The 13,634-nt window shown below is 73.1% G+C and carries 16 protein-coding genes; 14 read left to right on the forward strand and 2 right to left on the reverse strand.

Annotated features, from left to right (window positions below; translation table 11 throughout):
* Positions 1–14 precede the first annotated feature (14 nt).
* The 9 genes from GV126_RS25440 to GV126_RS25480 all read left to right on the forward strand — a co-directional run bounded on the left by GV126_RS25440 (position 15) and on the right by GV126_RS25480 (position 7,415).
* Entirely contained in the window at positions 15–470 is a 456-nt protein-coding gene (locus GV126_RS25440) for a hypothetical protein (RefSeq protein WP_037754971.1), read from the forward strand.
* 74 nt (positions 471–544) lie between these two features.
* Complete coding sequence (gene murC, locus GV126_RS25445) at positions 545–1,936, forward strand: UDP-N-acetylmuramate--L-alanine ligase (protein ID WP_159671068.1); 1,392 nt, start codon at positions 545–547, stop codon at positions 1,934–1,936.
* A gap of 26 nt (positions 1,937–1,962) precedes the next feature.
* Positions 1,963–2,370 carry a peptide-methionine (R)-S-oxide reductase MsrB gene (gene msrB, locus GV126_RS25450; protein WP_159671070.1) on the forward strand — a complete coding sequence of 136 codons (408 nt, stop codon included), beginning with the start codon at positions 1,963–1,965 and terminating at the stop codon, positions 2,368–2,370.
* 151 nt (positions 2,371–2,521) lie between these two features.
* A complete protein-coding gene (locus GV126_RS25455) occupies positions 2,522–2,890 on the forward strand; it encodes a DUF6479 family protein (protein WP_159671072.1) in 369 nt (122 codons plus the stop codon).
* Positions 2,891–3,360: 470 nt separating this feature from the next.
* Positions 3,361–4,506 carry an ABC transporter ATP-binding protein gene (locus tag GV126_RS25460; RefSeq protein WP_185948418.1) on the forward strand — a complete coding sequence of 382 codons (1,146 nt, stop codon included), beginning with the start codon at positions 3,361–3,363 and terminating at the stop codon, positions 4,504–4,506.
* Positions 4,503–5,219, forward strand: coding sequence for an ABC transporter permease (locus GV126_RS25465; RefSeq protein ID WP_159671074.1), 717 nt, complete (start codon positions 4,503–4,505; stop codon positions 5,217–5,219). Before GV126_RS25460 ends, GV126_RS25465 begins: the two co-directional genes overlap by 4 nt.
* Positions 5,216–5,896, forward strand: coding sequence for an ABC transporter permease (locus tag GV126_RS25470; RefSeq protein WP_159671076.1), 681 nt, complete (start codon positions 5,216–5,218; stop codon positions 5,894–5,896). The genes GV126_RS25465 and GV126_RS25470 overlap by 4 nt, the downstream gene beginning before the upstream one ends.
* Positions 5,897–6,084: 188 nt before the next feature.
* On the forward strand, positions 6,085–7,044 hold the full coding sequence (locus GV126_RS25475; RefSeq protein ID WP_159671079.1) for an ABC transporter substrate-binding protein: 960 nt from the start codon (positions 6,085–6,087) through the stop codon (positions 7,042–7,044).
* Between the two features lie 47 nt (positions 7,045–7,091).
* Positions 7,092–7,415 (forward strand): hypothetical protein, encoded by a 324-nt coding sequence (locus GV126_RS25480; protein WP_159671082.1) that lies wholly within the window; start codon positions 7,092–7,094, stop codon positions 7,413–7,415.
* 7 nt (positions 7,416–7,422) lie between these two features.
* Here the strand turns inward: GV126_RS25480 and GV126_RS25485 are convergent, their stop codons facing one another.
* Both GV126_RS25485 and GV126_RS25490 read right to left on the reverse strand, forming a co-directional pair.
* A complete protein-coding gene (locus GV126_RS25485) occupies positions 7,423–7,914 on the reverse strand; it encodes a DUF6114 domain-containing protein (protein WP_159671085.1) in 492 nt (163 codons plus the stop codon).
* 4 nt (positions 7,915–7,918) lie between these two features.
* Positions 7,919–8,608 (reverse strand): DUF6230 family protein, encoded by a 690-nt coding sequence (locus GV126_RS25490; protein ID WP_159671088.1) that lies wholly within the window; start codon positions 8,606–8,608, stop codon positions 7,919–7,921.
* Positions 8,609–9,171: 563 nt separating this feature from the next.
* Between GV126_RS25490 and GV126_RS25495 the strand changes: the two genes are divergently transcribed.
* The 5 genes from GV126_RS25495 to GV126_RS36650 form a co-directional block, all read left to right on the forward strand.
* Positions 9,172–9,825, forward strand: a complete 654-nt coding sequence (locus tag GV126_RS25495) for a Tat pathway signal sequence domain protein (protein WP_159671091.1) — start codon at positions 9,172–9,174, stop codon at positions 9,823–9,825.
* Between the two features lie 170 nt (positions 9,826–9,995).
* The gene (locus tag GV126_RS25500; RefSeq protein WP_159671094.1) at positions 9,996–10,976 is read left to right on the forward strand and encodes an ABC transporter substrate-binding protein; all 981 of its coding nucleotides are present in this window, start codon (positions 9,996–9,998) and stop codon (positions 10,974–10,976) included.
* Positions 10,973–11,782, forward strand: a complete 810-nt coding sequence (locus tag GV126_RS25505) for an ABC transporter permease (RefSeq protein ID WP_159671097.1) — start codon at positions 10,973–10,975, stop codon at positions 11,780–11,782. Before GV126_RS25500 ends, GV126_RS25505 begins: the two co-directional genes overlap by 4 nt.
* Positions 11,779–12,615: an ABC transporter permease gene (locus tag GV126_RS25510; RefSeq protein WP_419796095.1), complete on the forward strand. Its 837-nt coding sequence runs from the start codon at positions 11,779–11,781 to the stop codon at positions 12,613–12,615. Before GV126_RS25505 ends, GV126_RS25510 begins: the two co-directional genes overlap by 4 nt.
* Positions 12,612–13,634 (forward strand): thiamine pyrophosphate-binding protein (locus GV126_RS36650; protein ID WP_268977438.1); only part of this gene is annotated, 1,023 nt, incomplete at its 3' end. The genes GV126_RS25510 and GV126_RS36650, both read left to right, overlap by 4 nt.

Here is a 13,634-nt window from a genome sequence, read left to right on the forward strand (position 1 = left end):
TCACAAGCGTTTTGATGATCGAGAAGGCCCTGACGTCCGCCGACGTGGAATTCGTCACCACCTTGCACGGCGAGGAGCCGGTCGCCTTCCATTTGCTGCTGCAGCCGCGCGGCGAGCAGGCGGACCGCCTGCTGCGGGCCATCGACGACATCGCGCTCGGCGAGATCGACGAGGCCGCCCGCGAGGGCGAGACCCCCGAGGGGGAGGCGGCCAAGAGCGAGGGGGAACAGGCATTGGACGTCTCGCTCAGGGCCCTGCGCGCGGCGGGCAGCCAGGCGGAGGGGCGGCTGGTGGAGGACCATCCGCTGGACGCCCTCAAAGCCCTGGTCGCGGAGGTCGGCGCGGACGAGGTGATCGTGCTGACCGACCCGCACTACGTGGAGGAGTTCTTCCACCGCGACTGGGCCTCGCGGGCACGTCACAAGGTCGGCGTACCGGTCCTGAAGCTGTTCTCCCACAGCAAGGCATAGGCTGGGGCGGCGCCCCGCGCGAGCGGCGCGCGACACCGTCGTACCCGAGCCGCACCACCTGGGGAGAAAAGCGCATGGCACCCGGTCTTCCTACCGCCATGGACCGACCGCACTTCATCGGCATCGGCGGCGCCGGAATGTCGGGCATCGCCAAGATCCTCGCCCAGCGCGGCGCCCAGGTGGCCGGAAGCGACGCCAAGGACTCCGCGACCGCCGAGGCGCTGCGCGCGCTGGGCGCCACCGTGCACATCGGGCACGCCGCCGAGCACCTCGCCGACGACGCCACCTGCGTGGTGGTCTCCTCCGCCATCCGGCAGGACAACCCCGAGCTGGTGCGCGCCGCCGAGCTGGGCATCCCGGTCGTGCACCGCTCCGACGCGCTGGCGGCGCTGATGGAGGGGCTGCGGCCGCTCGCGGTGGCCGGCACCCACGGCAAGACCACGACCACCTCGATGCTCGCGGTCTCCCTCACCGAGCTGGGCCTGAAGCCGTCGTACGCCATCGGCGGCGACCTGGACGCGCCCGGCTCCAACGCGCTGCACGGCGAGGGCGAGATCTTCGTGGCGGAGGCGGACGAATCGGACCGCAGCTTCCACAAGTACGCCCCCGAGGTCGCCGTCGTCCTCAACGTGGAGCTGGACCACCACGCCAACTACGCCTCGATGGACGAGATCTACGAGTCCTTCGAGACCTTCGCCGGCCGGATCGTGCCCGGCGGCACGCTGGTGATCGCGGCCGACCACGACGGCGCCCGCGAGCTGACCCGCCGCCTGGCCGGCTCGGTCAGGACGGTGACGTACGGCGAGTCCGAGGACGCCGACGTGCGGATCCTGTCGGTGGTGCCCCAGGGCCTCAAGAGCGAGGTCACCGTCCTGCTGGACGGCGCCGAGCTGACCTTCACGGTCTCCGTGCCCGGCCGCCACTACGCGCACAACGCCGTGGCCGCGCTGGCCGCGGGCGCGGCCCTCGGCGTCCCGGCCGCCGAGCTGGCCCCCGCCCTGGCCGCGTACACCGGCGTCAAGCGGCGCCTGCAGCTCAAGGGCGAGGCCGCGGGCGTGCAGGTCATCGACTCCTACGCCCACCACCCGACCGAGATGACCGCCGACCTGGAGGCCATGCGGGCCGCCGCCGGGGGCGCCCGGATCCTGGTGGTCTTCCAGCCGCACCTGTTCTCCCGCACCCAGGAGCTGGGCAAGGAGATGGGCCAGGCCCTGGCCCTCGCCGACGCCTCCGCGGTCCTGGACATCTACCCGGCCCGCGAGGACCCGATCCCGGGGGTGACCAGCGAGCTGATCATCGAGGCCGCCCGGGCGGCGGGCGCCGACGTCACGGCCGTGCACGACAAGGCCGAGGTGCCGGACGTGATCGCGGGAATGGCGAAGGCCGGTGACCTTGTTCTCACCATGGGCGCGGGCGACGTCACCGACCTCGGACCGCGCATCCTGGACCGTCTGAGCGAGAACTGAACGACACCTTGAGGGGCTGAGGGCTCATGCCGTACGACGTCGAGAAGCCGGACGAGCAGTGGCGGGCGGAGCTGACCCCGGCGGAGTACGCGGTGCTGCGCCAGGCCGCCACCGAGCCCGCCTTCACCGGTGAGTACACCGACACCAAGACCAAGGGCGTCTACTCCTGCCGGGCCTGCGGTGCCGAGCTGTTCACCTCCGACACGAAGTTCGAGTCCCACTGCGGCTGGCCGTCCTTCTACGACCCGAAGGACACCGACGCCGTGGAACTGGTGGAGGACCGCTCGCACGGCATGGTGCGCACGGAGGTGCGGTGCGCCCGCTGCGGATCGCACCTCGGGCACGTGTTCGAGGGCGAGGGGTATCCCACGCCGACCGACCAGCGGTACTGCATCAACAGCATCTCGCTCCGGCTGGCACCCGCCGAGGACTGAGACTCACCCGGTCGGCGGTCGCGGAGGGTGACCTCGGGGGTGCGGTCGGCGTTTTTGCGGGCCGCTCACGCGGTGGGACAATATGGACACAGGTGATGTCGCCGACGTCATCGGCAGTCCTGCCGCATCTCCGCAGAGGCGGGTGGAAAACATGGTCACAGCCTCGAACGTCGTACTGGCCCTCGAGCCGCACGCGTGGGGCACCCTCGGTGCCTTCATCGGCGGACTGATCGTCGTGGTGGGCGGCCTGGTGTGGGCCGTCGGCATGGGCATCGGCGTGATGCGCCGGGAGCCGGACCGGCCGGAGCCCCAGGAGCAGCCGCACCTGCCCGTCACGGGCGCCGTCGAGGAGATCAGCGAGATGCGCGAGCCCGACGAGGTGCACTGCGACGACGGAGAACGGCTGATGCCGTACGAGATCCACCGCGCCGGCACGCGCCGCAGCGAGCAGCAGCACCGGCACCGCTGGGCGCCGGGCGGCAGCGGATCCTTCGGCAGCGGAGGCCCCGGCCGGACCTGACCCGGCCCCGCCCACCGTCCGCTTGACCCACCGATCACGGGGCGGGCCCCGCCCGGGGCTCGCCCCCTCGCCTGCCCACCGCGACCGTCCGCGCACCGACCACCGCGCCCATCGCGGCGGTTCGCACCCCGACCACCGCGCCCACACCACCGTCAGCGCACCGCTCCCCGTGCCCACCGCGGCCTCCGAGCCGCGCCCGGCCACCCCGACCGCCCGCGCACCGACCACCGCCCCCATCGCGGCGGTTCACACCACGACCACCGCGCCCACCACGGCCCCTTCGCACCCCGACTCCCGCGCCGGCCCCGACCGTCCGCGCACCGCCTCACGTGCTCGCCGACACCGCTGCGCTCGGGGCGTGTGCTCCCGGCCGTCGCGGACCCGGGCGTCTACACTCTCTGCGCGGCGGCCCGCGTGCACTGGCCGGGGAGCGGGCGGCCACTGCCAGACCCGAAGAGGTATGCGGCGTCTTGATACGCATCGACACAGTCACCAAGCGCTACCCGGACGGCACCGTGGCGGTCGACCGCCTCACGCTGGACATCCCGGACCGCTCGATCACCGTCCTGGTCGGGCCGTCCGGCTGCGGCAAGACCACCACCCTGCGCATGATCAACCGGATGGTGGAGCCCACCGAGGGCACCATCCGCCTCGACGGCGTCGACATCAGGGAACAACCCGTCACCACCCTGCGCCGCTCGATGGGGTACGTCATCCAGAACGCCGGACTCTTCCAGCACCGCACCGTCGTCGACAACATCGCCACCGTCCCCCGGCTGCTGGGCTGGGGCAAGCAGAAGTCCCGCGCCCGCGCCGCGGAGCTGATGGAACGCGTCGGCCTGGACGCGTCGTTGGCCAAGCGCTACCCCTACCAGCTCTCCGGTGGTCAGCAGCAGCGCGTCGGCGTGGCCCGGGCGCTCGCCGCCGATCCGCCGGTGCTGCTGATGGACGAGCCGTTCTCGGCCGTGGACCCGGTGGTGCGCAAGGGCCTGCAGGACGAACTGCTGCGCCTGCAGGAGGACCTGGGCAAGACGATCGTCTTCGTCACCCACGACATCGACGAGGCCGTCAAGCTCGGCACGATGGTGGCGGTGCTGCGCACCGGCGGCCGGCTCGCCCAGTACGCGCCGCCCGCCGAACTGCTCAGCGCACCCGCCGACGCCTTCGTGGAGGACTTCCTCGGCACCGACCGGGGCATCCGCCGGCTGTCCTTCTTCGGTACCGGGGACCTCCCGCTGCGCACCTCCCCGATCGTCACGCTCGACGCCACCGCCGAGCAGATCGCCGCCGGCGCCGCCGACGCCCCCTACGTCCTCGTCACCGACAGCGACGGCCGGCCCCTGGGCTGGGGCGCGCCGCAGGAGCTGACGGCGGGGCGGATCGATCCCGCCCGGCTGCTGCCCCACGGGCGGCCCTTCGCCCGGGGCGGCGAGTCCCTGCGCGCCGCCCTGGACTGCGCGGTGCTCTCCCCGACCGGCTGGGCGGTCGCGGTGGACGAGGCCGGCCGGGCGGTCGGTGTCGTCTCGCAGCAGGCCATCGGCGAGGCGATCCGCGCCGCGCACGGCGCGCACCGCGGCGGCGCCGCGGCCGCGGCCGACGCCGGGGTCGCCCGATGAACGGCTTCTTCGACATCCCGAGCGATCTGCAGCACACCTGGCTGGGCCTGATCGGACTGCACCTGCGCGAGGCCCTGCTGCCGGTGCTGGCCGGGCTCCTCGCCGCCCTGCCGCTCGCCCAGCTGTGCGTCCGCTTCCGCTGGCTCTACCCGCCCGTGCTGGGCCTGACCACCGTCCTGTACGCCGTCCCGTCGCTGGCGTTCTTCGTCGTGCTCATCGACTACACCGGCCAGACCGAGCTGACGGTGATGATCCCGCTGGCCGTCTACAGCCTGGTCGTGCTCGTCCCGGCGATCGTCGACGGGGTGCGCTCGGTGCCGCAGGAGACGCTGGCAGCGGCCACCGCCATGGGCCTGGGCCCGCTCCGGCGCTATCTGCAGGTGCAGCTGCCCATCGCGGTGCCCGCCATCGTCGCGGGCCTCAGGGTCGCCGCGGTCTCCAGCATCTCCCTGGTCAGCGTCGGCATGCTGATCGGCAATCAGGGCGCCCTCGGCAACCTGCTGCAGGACGCGCGCAACTACCACCGTCCCGAGCTGGCGGTGAACTCCGTGGTGACCACGGCCGTGCTGGCGATCCTCGTGGACGCCGCGCTGGTCGGCGTACGCCGTGTGCTGACCCCCTGGATGCCGCGCACCGCACGCCACGGCGGCCCGCGGCCCACCGAGGACCGGCCCGGCGAGACCGTGCCCGAGCTGGAGGACGCCGCCCGGTGAACGTCTTGCACTTCGTCAGCGCCTTCTTCGGCGACGCCGGCCACTGGCACGGCTACGACGGCATTCCCGCGCGCCTGGCCGAGCACGTCCAGTACTCCGTGCTCGCGCTCGCCCTCGCCACCGTCATCGCGCTGCCCGTCGGGCTGCTCACCGGCCACTACGGACGCGGCGGCACCACCCTCGCCCTGATCGCCACGGCCGGGCGGGCGCTGCCCAGCTTCGGCCTGCTGGTGCTGATGTTCATCCTGCTCGGCTTCGGGCTGGTGCCGGTGATGGTCCCGCTGGTGGTGCTCGCCCTGCCGCCGATCCTGGTGACGACGTACGAGGCGATGCGCTCCGTCGACCCCTCGCCGGTGGACGCGGCCCGGGGCATGGGGATGGGGGAGGCCCGCGTCCTGTTCCAGGTGGAACTGCCCGTCGCGCTCCCGCTGATCCTCAGCGGGGTGCGCTCGGCGGCCATCCAGATCATCTCCACCGCCACCATCGCCGCGTACATCAGCTTCGGCGGGCTGGGCCGGTACATCGTCGACGGCCTCTACCAGCTCGACTACGAGAAGGTGGTGGGCGGCGCCACGCTGGTCGCCGCGCTGGCCCTGGTCACGCTGGGGGTGTTCTGGGCGGCCGGGCGGTTCGCGGTCTCCCCCGGAGTGCGCCACCCGGGACGCCGCGCGCCATGACCGCCATGACCGCGGACGTACCGTCCCTGACGGGGTCCTGACCGGGCATCGAAGCCGATCGGTGACCCGGATGCTCTTGACTGACCGAGAACCGGCTGGATTGGATCGGTACGGTGAGGTTTTCGCGCCTTACGTGCTCCAGCCAGTGCCCTGCTCCTCACCCACCTGCCGAGCCCGGAACGGGAATTGTGACTTCTCACGCGAAGAACCCCAGGACCAGCAAGCGACTGTCCGGCGCGGTGGCCGTCGCGCTCGCCGCGACGACGGCCCTGCTGGCCGGCTGCTCCTCCTCCGACGACGCGTCCGGCAACCCGCTCACCGGCAAGAAGAGCAGCGGCGGCAGCGTCGTCGTCGGCTCCAACAACTTCCCCGAGAGCACCCTGCTCGCCGACCTGTACGGCGAGGCGCTCAAGGCCAAGGGCGTCAAGGTCACCTACAAGCCCAACATCGGCAGCCGGGAGACCACCTACGGCCTGATCAAGAACGGCTCCCTGACGCTGCTCCCCGAGTACAACGGGGCGCTGCTGGCCTACCTCGACAAGAAGGCCGCGCCGAAGTCGGTCGCCGACACCACGGCCGCGATCACCGGCAAGCTCGATCCCGGACTCACCCTGCTGGAGCCCTCGCCCGCCGAGGACAAGGACTCCGTGACCGTCAACCGGCAGACCGCGAGCAAGTACCACCTCACCCCGAAGTCCTCCATCGCCGACCTCAAGGACATCGCGGGGGAGCTGGTCATCGGCGGCTCCCCGGAGTTCCAGACCCGGCAGCAGGGCCTGGAGGGCCTGAAGTCCGTCTACGGGCTGAAGTTCAAGTCCTTCAAGGCGCTGGACGCGGGCGGTCCGCTGACCCAGACGGCGCTGAAGAAGAACGTCGTGCAGGTCGCGGACCTGTTCACCACGGATCCGACGATCTCCCGGGAGAAGTTCGTCACCCTGCAGGACACCAAGAGCCTGTTCGGCTTCCAGAACGTCCAGCCGCTCGTCCGCAAGGGCGCCCTGTCCCAGCAGGGCGTCGAGGCGGTCAACGCCGTCTCCGCCAAGCTGGACACGGCGACGCTGCTGGAGCTGGACACCCAGGTGCAGTCGCAGAAGAAGGACCCGCTTCAGGTCGCGCGGGCCTGGCTGAAGTCGGCCGGCCTGAGCTGACGCCCCGTCGGTGACGGGCGGTCACGGACGGCCCGATCGATCACCGCATGGTGACACGCGCGGTACGGCGCCGGGCACGGGCGGTCCTCGGGCAGGCTCCCCTCGCCCCGGTGTGGTGCGCGCTGCGCCGGGGGATCCCCCGGCCGCCGAAGGACGTCCACCGGGCGGCGGGCAAGGGGCGGCTGCGGCCCGGGCACCACGGGCCGGTGTACGCCGGCCGCGTCGTCTTCTGCTGCGTGGTCCTGCCGTGGATGCTGGTCGACACGCTCCTGGACCGCTGGGCGGGCACCGGCCGCCCGCGCACCGGCCGGACGGGACAGGCCCACGCGGACCGGGACCGGGCCGCCGGCCCGGCCGTCTGCCCGGCCTGACGACGCCTCACACCGGCTCGGCGTCGACCGGCGACCTGGTTTCGTGTACGGTCCGCGCGGCCCGTTGCTGCCTGCGACGCCGGCGCCGGGCGCGCCGTGACTCCTGGTCGGGCAGCCAGCCGAAGGCCAGGCAGCTGCCGGTGGCGCCGAGGAGGAGGCCGAGGAAGAAGCCGCCCAGGTTGGAGGTGAGCCAGGTGCCCAGGGACAGCAGGATGCCGGTGAGCGAGTAGAACAGGCGCTGGGCCGGGTTGAACAGGGTCAGCAGCCCGCACAGCACCATCAGCGCGGGCAGCAGGTACCCGGCCAGGCCCTGCATCCCGATGTGCAGGACGACCTTCAAGGACGCCTTCTCGGTGAGCAGGATCTCCGCCCCGCCCAGGGTGAGCAGCAGCCCGCCCCAGAAGGGGCGGCGCGAGCGCCACCGGCGGAAGGCGGCCCGTGGCCCCGGCCGGGCCGCCGTGCCCGGCTCGCCCCCGCCCGCGTGCGTGTCGGCCGTCATCGGGTCAGCAACCCGTGTCGCTGAACCGCAGCTTCAGGCCCGGCAGCTTGAACACCCCTGCCGTGGTGGCGTAGTTGGTCTGCCGCAGGTTGGCGATGCGGACGGTGTCGGCCTGCTGGCTGAACACGCCCTTGGGGCCCTGGACACCGGCCTTGGTGAGCGTGCTGGCGTCGTTGCCGATCTCGATCTTGTTGAACGCGGCGTCGCCCGACAGCTCGGTCGAGTCGGTGGTCAGGTCGGTCGCCTGGACCTTGTTCGCTCCGCTGCCGGCGGTGATCAGCAGGTTGGTGCCGCCGAGATCCACGCTCTGGCAGAGCTTGGTCAGGGTGGCGTTCTTGATCGCCGAGGTGACGACGAGCACCTGGCCGCCGGTGTCTCCTGCGTTGGGGCTGTCCTCGGCCATGTTGTCCAGGGCGCCGAACTGCTCGAAGCCGGTCCCGTTCAGCTCGGTCGCCGTGACGGTGAACGGCATCCCGGAGATGGCGAACTGCACACCCAGGGCGCCCTGGGCGGTGAGGACCGCCAGGCCCGCGGCCACCAGGGTGGCGGGCACCGCCATGACGGCGGCGCGGCGCAGCCGTACCCGGCCGCGTCTTTCCGTGCCGTCACCGGCGACGGGTTCGCCGGCGGCAGCGCTTTCCGGGTGGTCGGGGGTGTGGTCGGCGGACGGGGTGAGGTCCGAGGACGAGGCCATGTCTGCTCCCGTGTGCGTGTCCCTGCGGGTCGGTGGAGTTCAGCGGCCCGTTGCCCTGGCGCGGACAGCGGCTGCGGCGCACCGGACGTGCGAACGGCATCTCCCGGGGGATGCGAGGGTTCCCCGGTTACGCGGCAGTAGGTGTCGAGGAAGTTACCCGGGGTTACAGCCAGGGGTCAAGGTACTTGTGAAAGAAAGGTGTCCGTCCTGTGGCGCCCGGGGTGCCACAGGGTGGCGGGCATCGCGCAAGGAGCAGCGTGACGGCCCGCGGACGCCCGCGGTTTCCGCCAACTTCCTTACGGCGCATTGACGTTGGCGCTCGGACGGGTCTACAAAGTGGCTGACTCGACCGCGGATCCGTGGCGCCGGATCCGCCGCGCGGCGCGTCGGCCGCGCTTCTTCCCGGATCGTTCCGTCCCACGGTTCTCCGAGGCGCCCTCACGTCTTCTCCACGGCCGGACCACCGGACGGAACACCGCCCTGCCCGTTCCCGGGCGTCGGGCGGCCGCCGAACGCGCCCACACCTCCGCACTCCCCCCACCCCTCAGAAGCGAGGTATCCGTATGCGTACGCGTTCCGTCCTCACCCTGGTCGCCGCCGCGGCAGCGCTGTCGCTGCCGGCGGTCGCCCCCGCGTCCGCCGCCGGCGGGGCGGTGCTCACCACCGGTGGCACCGGCGGCACACCCGTCGCGGTCGGCGACGTGCTCAGCGCGTCGCTGAAGGCCGGCACCACCGCCACGCTCTACTCCAGCCCGACCGGCACCAGCGGCGTCTCGTGCACCTCCTCGACCTTCACCGCCGCCGTCACCGGCAACCCGGCCGCGCCCGGCACGGCGACGGAGTCGGTGACCGGGCACACCTTCGACGCGAGCAGCTGCAGCAGCAACGTCACCGGCGTCCTCGGCGTCAACAGCATCCGCATCGACAACCTGCCCTACAACGCCACCGTGACCTCCGACGGCACCCTCACCGTCACCCCGCCCGCCGGCACCTCCATCCAGACCACGGTCCAGCTGCGCACCCTGCTGGGCAGCGTCACCTGCGTCTACAAGGCGGCCACCCTGGTCGGCAAGGCCGACAACGCCGACAACAGCATCTCCTTCACCAACCAGCAGTTCACCAAGTCCTCCGGGTCGTCGCTGTGCTTCTCCACCGGCTACTTCACCGCCCGGTACGCCCCGGTCACCGACGCGGGCGCCACCGTGTACGTCAACTGACCGCCCGGTGACAGCGGCGGCACGCCCGAGGAGTCCTGGACGGGACCGGCGTGCCGCCGTGCCCGCCGCCCAAGGCGAGGAAGCGGTCCGGGCGCGCTCCTCACGCATCCGTGGGAGAAACGCGCCGGAACGGTAGTGTTCATGACAGGAATCTGGTACCCATGCGGTCCATGACGTCCTGTCACTTACGGGGAATCGGCTACAGGACCGCGGCCGTCACAGCGCTCCTCGCGCTGTCGCTCACCGCGTGCGGCGGCGACACGGACGGCGGCGGCTCCGGGGCCTCGTCCGGCGGGCGGGAGACGGTGACCGTGGCCGCCCTGCCGCTGGCGGACGGCGCCGCGCTGTATCTCGCCCGGGACCGCGGGCTGTTCGCCAAGGAGGGACTGGACGTCCGCATCCAGCCCGTCCAGCAGAGCATCCAGGCCCTGCCCGCCCTCGCGCGCGGCCAGGTCGACGTGATCGCCGGCGCCAACTACGTCACGTTCCTCCAAGCCGACGAGAAGGGCACCCTCGACCTGCGCATCGTCAGCGAAGGCGTGCGCATCGCCCCGCACATGATGGACGTCCTGGTGCCCAAGGACTCGCCCGTCAAGACCCTCGCCGACCTGCCGGGCAAGAAGGTCGCGGTCAACATCCTCAACAACGTCCAGTCGCTCACCCTCGACGCGATCCTCGACCAGCGGGGCCTGGGCCACCCCGTCTACCGGCAGATCGCCTTCCCCCAGATGGGACCCGCGCTGCAACGCCACCAGGTCGACGCCGTGCACGCCGCGGAACCCTTCGACAGCGCGATCCGGTCCCAGACCGGCGCCCGCGTCCTGGCCGACGGCGGATCCGGCCCCGTCACCTCCCTGCCCATCAGCGGCTTCGTCACCACCCGGCAGTACGCCGAGAAACATCCCCAGGCCGCGGCCGCCTTCCGGCGGGCCGTCGAGGCCGCCTCGCGCCTGGCGGCCCGCGATCCGGCGGCCGTACGCGCCGAGCTGCCGAAGGACACCAAGGGCACCGCCGAGCAGGCCGGCCCGATCGGCCTGCCCGCCTACGCCACCACCACCGACCCCGCGCAACTGCGCCGCCTGACCCGGCTCATGACCCGGCACGGGCTGCTGACCAAGCCCCTCGACCCGGCGACCCTGCTGCTCAAGTGAGGCGGGTCGAGGGGGTGCGCCGCACGGGCCGGGGACAGCGGCTGGGCCTCGGCACGCTCGGCGTGCTGCTGGCCTTCGGCGCCTGCGAGGCGCTGGGCCGGTCGGGGATCGTGGGCCGCGCCTACCTCCCGCCGGCCTCCGAGGTGCTGGCCAGGGCCGTCCGCCTGGCGGGCGACACCGCCTTCCTCGGCCAGGTCGGCGCCACCCTACGGGCCTGGGCGCTCGGGCTCGGCCTGGCCTGCGCGATCGCCGTACCGCTGGGCCTGCTGCTCGGCAGCCTGCCGCTGCTCGGCGCCGCCGTCCGGAGCGTCCTCGAGTGCCTGCGGCCGCTGCCCTCCGTGGCACTGATCCCGCTGGTGTCCCTGCTGCTGGGCACCGGCACCCGCACGGAGGTCACGCTGATCGCCTACGCCTCCGTGTGGCCGGTGCTGTTCAACACCGTCTACGGCCTCGGCGCGACCGACCCGCTCGCCAAGGACACCCTGCGCGCCTTCGGCTTCGGGCGCCTCGCGGTGCTCCTGCGCGTGGAGCTGCCCGCCACCGCGCCGTTCATCGCCACCGGGATACGCATCTCCGCCGCCGTCGCCCTCGTCCTCGCCGTGGCCACCGAGCTCCTCGCGGGCTTCGGACAGGGCCTCGGCATCTTCATCGCCCAGGCCCAACTGGCCACCGACGGCGCCCGCGACGTCCTGGCCGGCGTCGTCTGGGCGGGCGCGCTGGGCCTGGCCGTCGACACCGCCTTGGTGCACGGCGAGCGCCGGCTCTTCCCGTGGACACCGGAGCACCGTGCGCAGGACGCGCCGTGAAACGCGCGGCGAGCGGCCGGGGCGGCCCACCGGGCGCGGTGAGCGGCCTGCGCGGCCCGCTGCTGCGCCTGCTGCTCCTGGTCCTGGCCGGGGCCGCCTGGCAGGCCGCCGCCGTCACCCACCCCAGCGTGTCCTTCCCGCCGCCCGCGCGGATCGTCCGGCACGCCCACGCGCTGTGGTTCTCCGGCCCCGCCCGGCACCTGTTCCTGACCCGGGCCGCCCTCACCGACATCCTGCCCAGCCTGGGCCGGCTGGCCGCCGGGTTCGCGCTCGCCGCCGTCGCCGGGATCGCGCTGGGCATGGCGGTGGGCCGCTCCCGCCGGGCGTACGCGCTGTGCGACCCGGTGCTGCAGTTCGCGCGCGCCGTCCCGCCCCCGGCGCTGGTACCGGTGTTCGTCGTCCTGTTCGACTTCGGAACGCCGATGCAGGTGGCGTCGATCGTCTTCAGCGCCGTCTGGCCGGTGCTGGTCAACACCGCGCAGGGCGCCCGCGCCACCGATCCGCTGCGTCTGGACGTGGCCGCCGTGCTGCGCCTGACCCCGCTGGAGCGGCTGCGGTTCCTGCTGCTGCCCTCCGCGCTGCCGCACATCTTTGCCGGCCTGCGGCTGAGCCTGTCGCTGTCGCTGATCCTCATGGTCTTCTCGGAACTGCTGCCCGGCTCCGCGAACGGCGTCGGCTTCGCGCTCACCGACGCCCAGTCCCGCTCCGACCTGCTCACCGTCTGGGCGGTGCTGCTGCTGCTCGGCGTACTGGGCCATCTGCTCAACACCGGCCTGCTGGCGGCCGAGCGACGGCTCGCCGGCGGGGAGAGCCCAAGGGGGAGGACCCTATGAGCCGCCACGCCGGCCACCCCACCCGACCCACCGTCCGGGAGGCCGTCGTCCGCTTCCTGCGCGAGGCGGGCATGACCACCGCCTTCGGCAACCCGGGCTCGACGGAGCTGCGCATGTTCCGCGACTGGCCCGAGGACTTCACCTACGTGCTCGGCCTGCAGGAGTCCACCGCCGTCGCCCTGGCCGCCGGGCACGCCCTGGGCACCCGGCGCGCCGCGTTCGTCAGCCTCCACTCGGCGGGCGGCGTCGGCCACGCCCTCGGCGCCGTCTTCAACGCCTACCGCGACCGCGTGCCGCTGCTGATCGTCGCCGGCCAGCAGGCCCGCTCCCTGATCCAGCTGCGGCCCTTCCTCGGCGCCGACGAACCCGACCGGTTCCCCCGCCCCTACGTGAAGTTCGCCCGGCAGCCCGAGCGCGCCGCCGACGTGCCCGCCGTGCTGGCCGAGGCCCACCGCATCGCCATGACGCACCCGCGCGGGCCGGTGTTCGTCTCCGTCCCCGAGGACGACTGGGACCAGCCCGCCGAACCCGTCGCGCCGCGCACCGTGCACGCCGGGTACACCGCCGACCCGGACGCCCTCGACGCGCTGGCCGCCCGCCTGGACGCCTGCGCGCGCCCCGCGCTCGTGGTCGGCCCGGGGGTGGACGACGAGGAGGCGCTGCCCGAGGCCCGGGCGCTGGCCGAGCGGACCCGGGCCGCGGTGTGGATCAGCCCCCTGTCCGGCCGTTCCGGCTTCCCCGAGTCCCACCCGCTGTTCCAGGGGTTCCTGCCGCCGGTCCCCGGTCAGCTGGCCGCGCGCCTGGCGCCGTACGACGTGGTGGTGGCCCTCGGCGCACCGGTGTTCACGTACCACGTGGCGGAGGACGCGCCGCCCCTGCACCCCGGCACCGAGCTGTTCCACCTGGACTGCGACCCCGCCCAGGCGGCCTGGCTGCCCGTCGGCACCAGCATCGTCACCTGCCTGAAACCGGCCCTCGCCCGGCTCACCGCCCGCCCGCCGGCCCGCCCGCTCACCGCG

It is taken from the genome of Streptomyces mexicanus, assembly GCF_902506575.1.
Lineage (GTDB): Bacteria > Actinomycetota > Actinomycetes > Streptomycetales > Streptomycetaceae > Streptomyces > Streptomyces mexicanus.

Excerpts from the sequence above, each read along its gene's own strand:
- GV126_RS25440 (WP_037754971.1), top strand. The coding sequence starts at position 15 with ATGATCGAGAAGGCCCTGACGTCCGCCGACGTGGAATTCGTCACCACC.
- murC (WP_159671068.1), top strand. The coding sequence starts at position 545 with ATGGCACCCGGTCTTCCTACCGCCATGGACCGACCGCACTTCATCGGC.
- msrB (WP_159671070.1), top strand. The coding sequence starts at position 1,963 with ATGCCGTACGACGTCGAGAAGCCGGACGAGCAGTGGCGGGCGGAGCTG.
- GV126_RS25455 (WP_159671072.1), top strand. The coding sequence starts at position 2,522 with ATGGTCACAGCCTCGAACGTCGTACTGGCCCTCGAGCCGCACGCGTGG.
- GV126_RS25465 (WP_159671074.1), top strand. The coding sequence starts at position 4,503 with ATGAACGGCTTCTTCGACATCCCGAGCGATCTGCAGCACACCTGGCTG.
- GV126_RS25480 (WP_159671082.1), top strand. The coding sequence starts at position 7,092 with ATGGTGACACGCGCGGTACGGCGCCGGGCACGGGCGGTCCTCGGGCAG.
- GV126_RS25485 (WP_159671085.1), bottom strand. The coding sequence starts at position 7,914 with ATGACGGCCGACACGCACGCGGGCGGGGGCGAGCCGGGCACGGCGGCC.
- GV126_RS25490 (WP_159671088.1), bottom strand. The coding sequence starts at position 8,608 with ATGGCCTCGTCCTCGGACCTCACCCCGTCCGCCGACCACACCCCCGAC.
- GV126_RS25495 (WP_159671091.1), top strand. The coding sequence starts at position 9,172 with ATGCGTACGCGTTCCGTCCTCACCCTGGTCGCCGCCGCGGCAGCGCTG.
- GV126_RS25500 (WP_159671094.1), top strand. The coding sequence starts at position 9,996 with ATGACGTCCTGTCACTTACGGGGAATCGGCTACAGGACCGCGGCCGTC.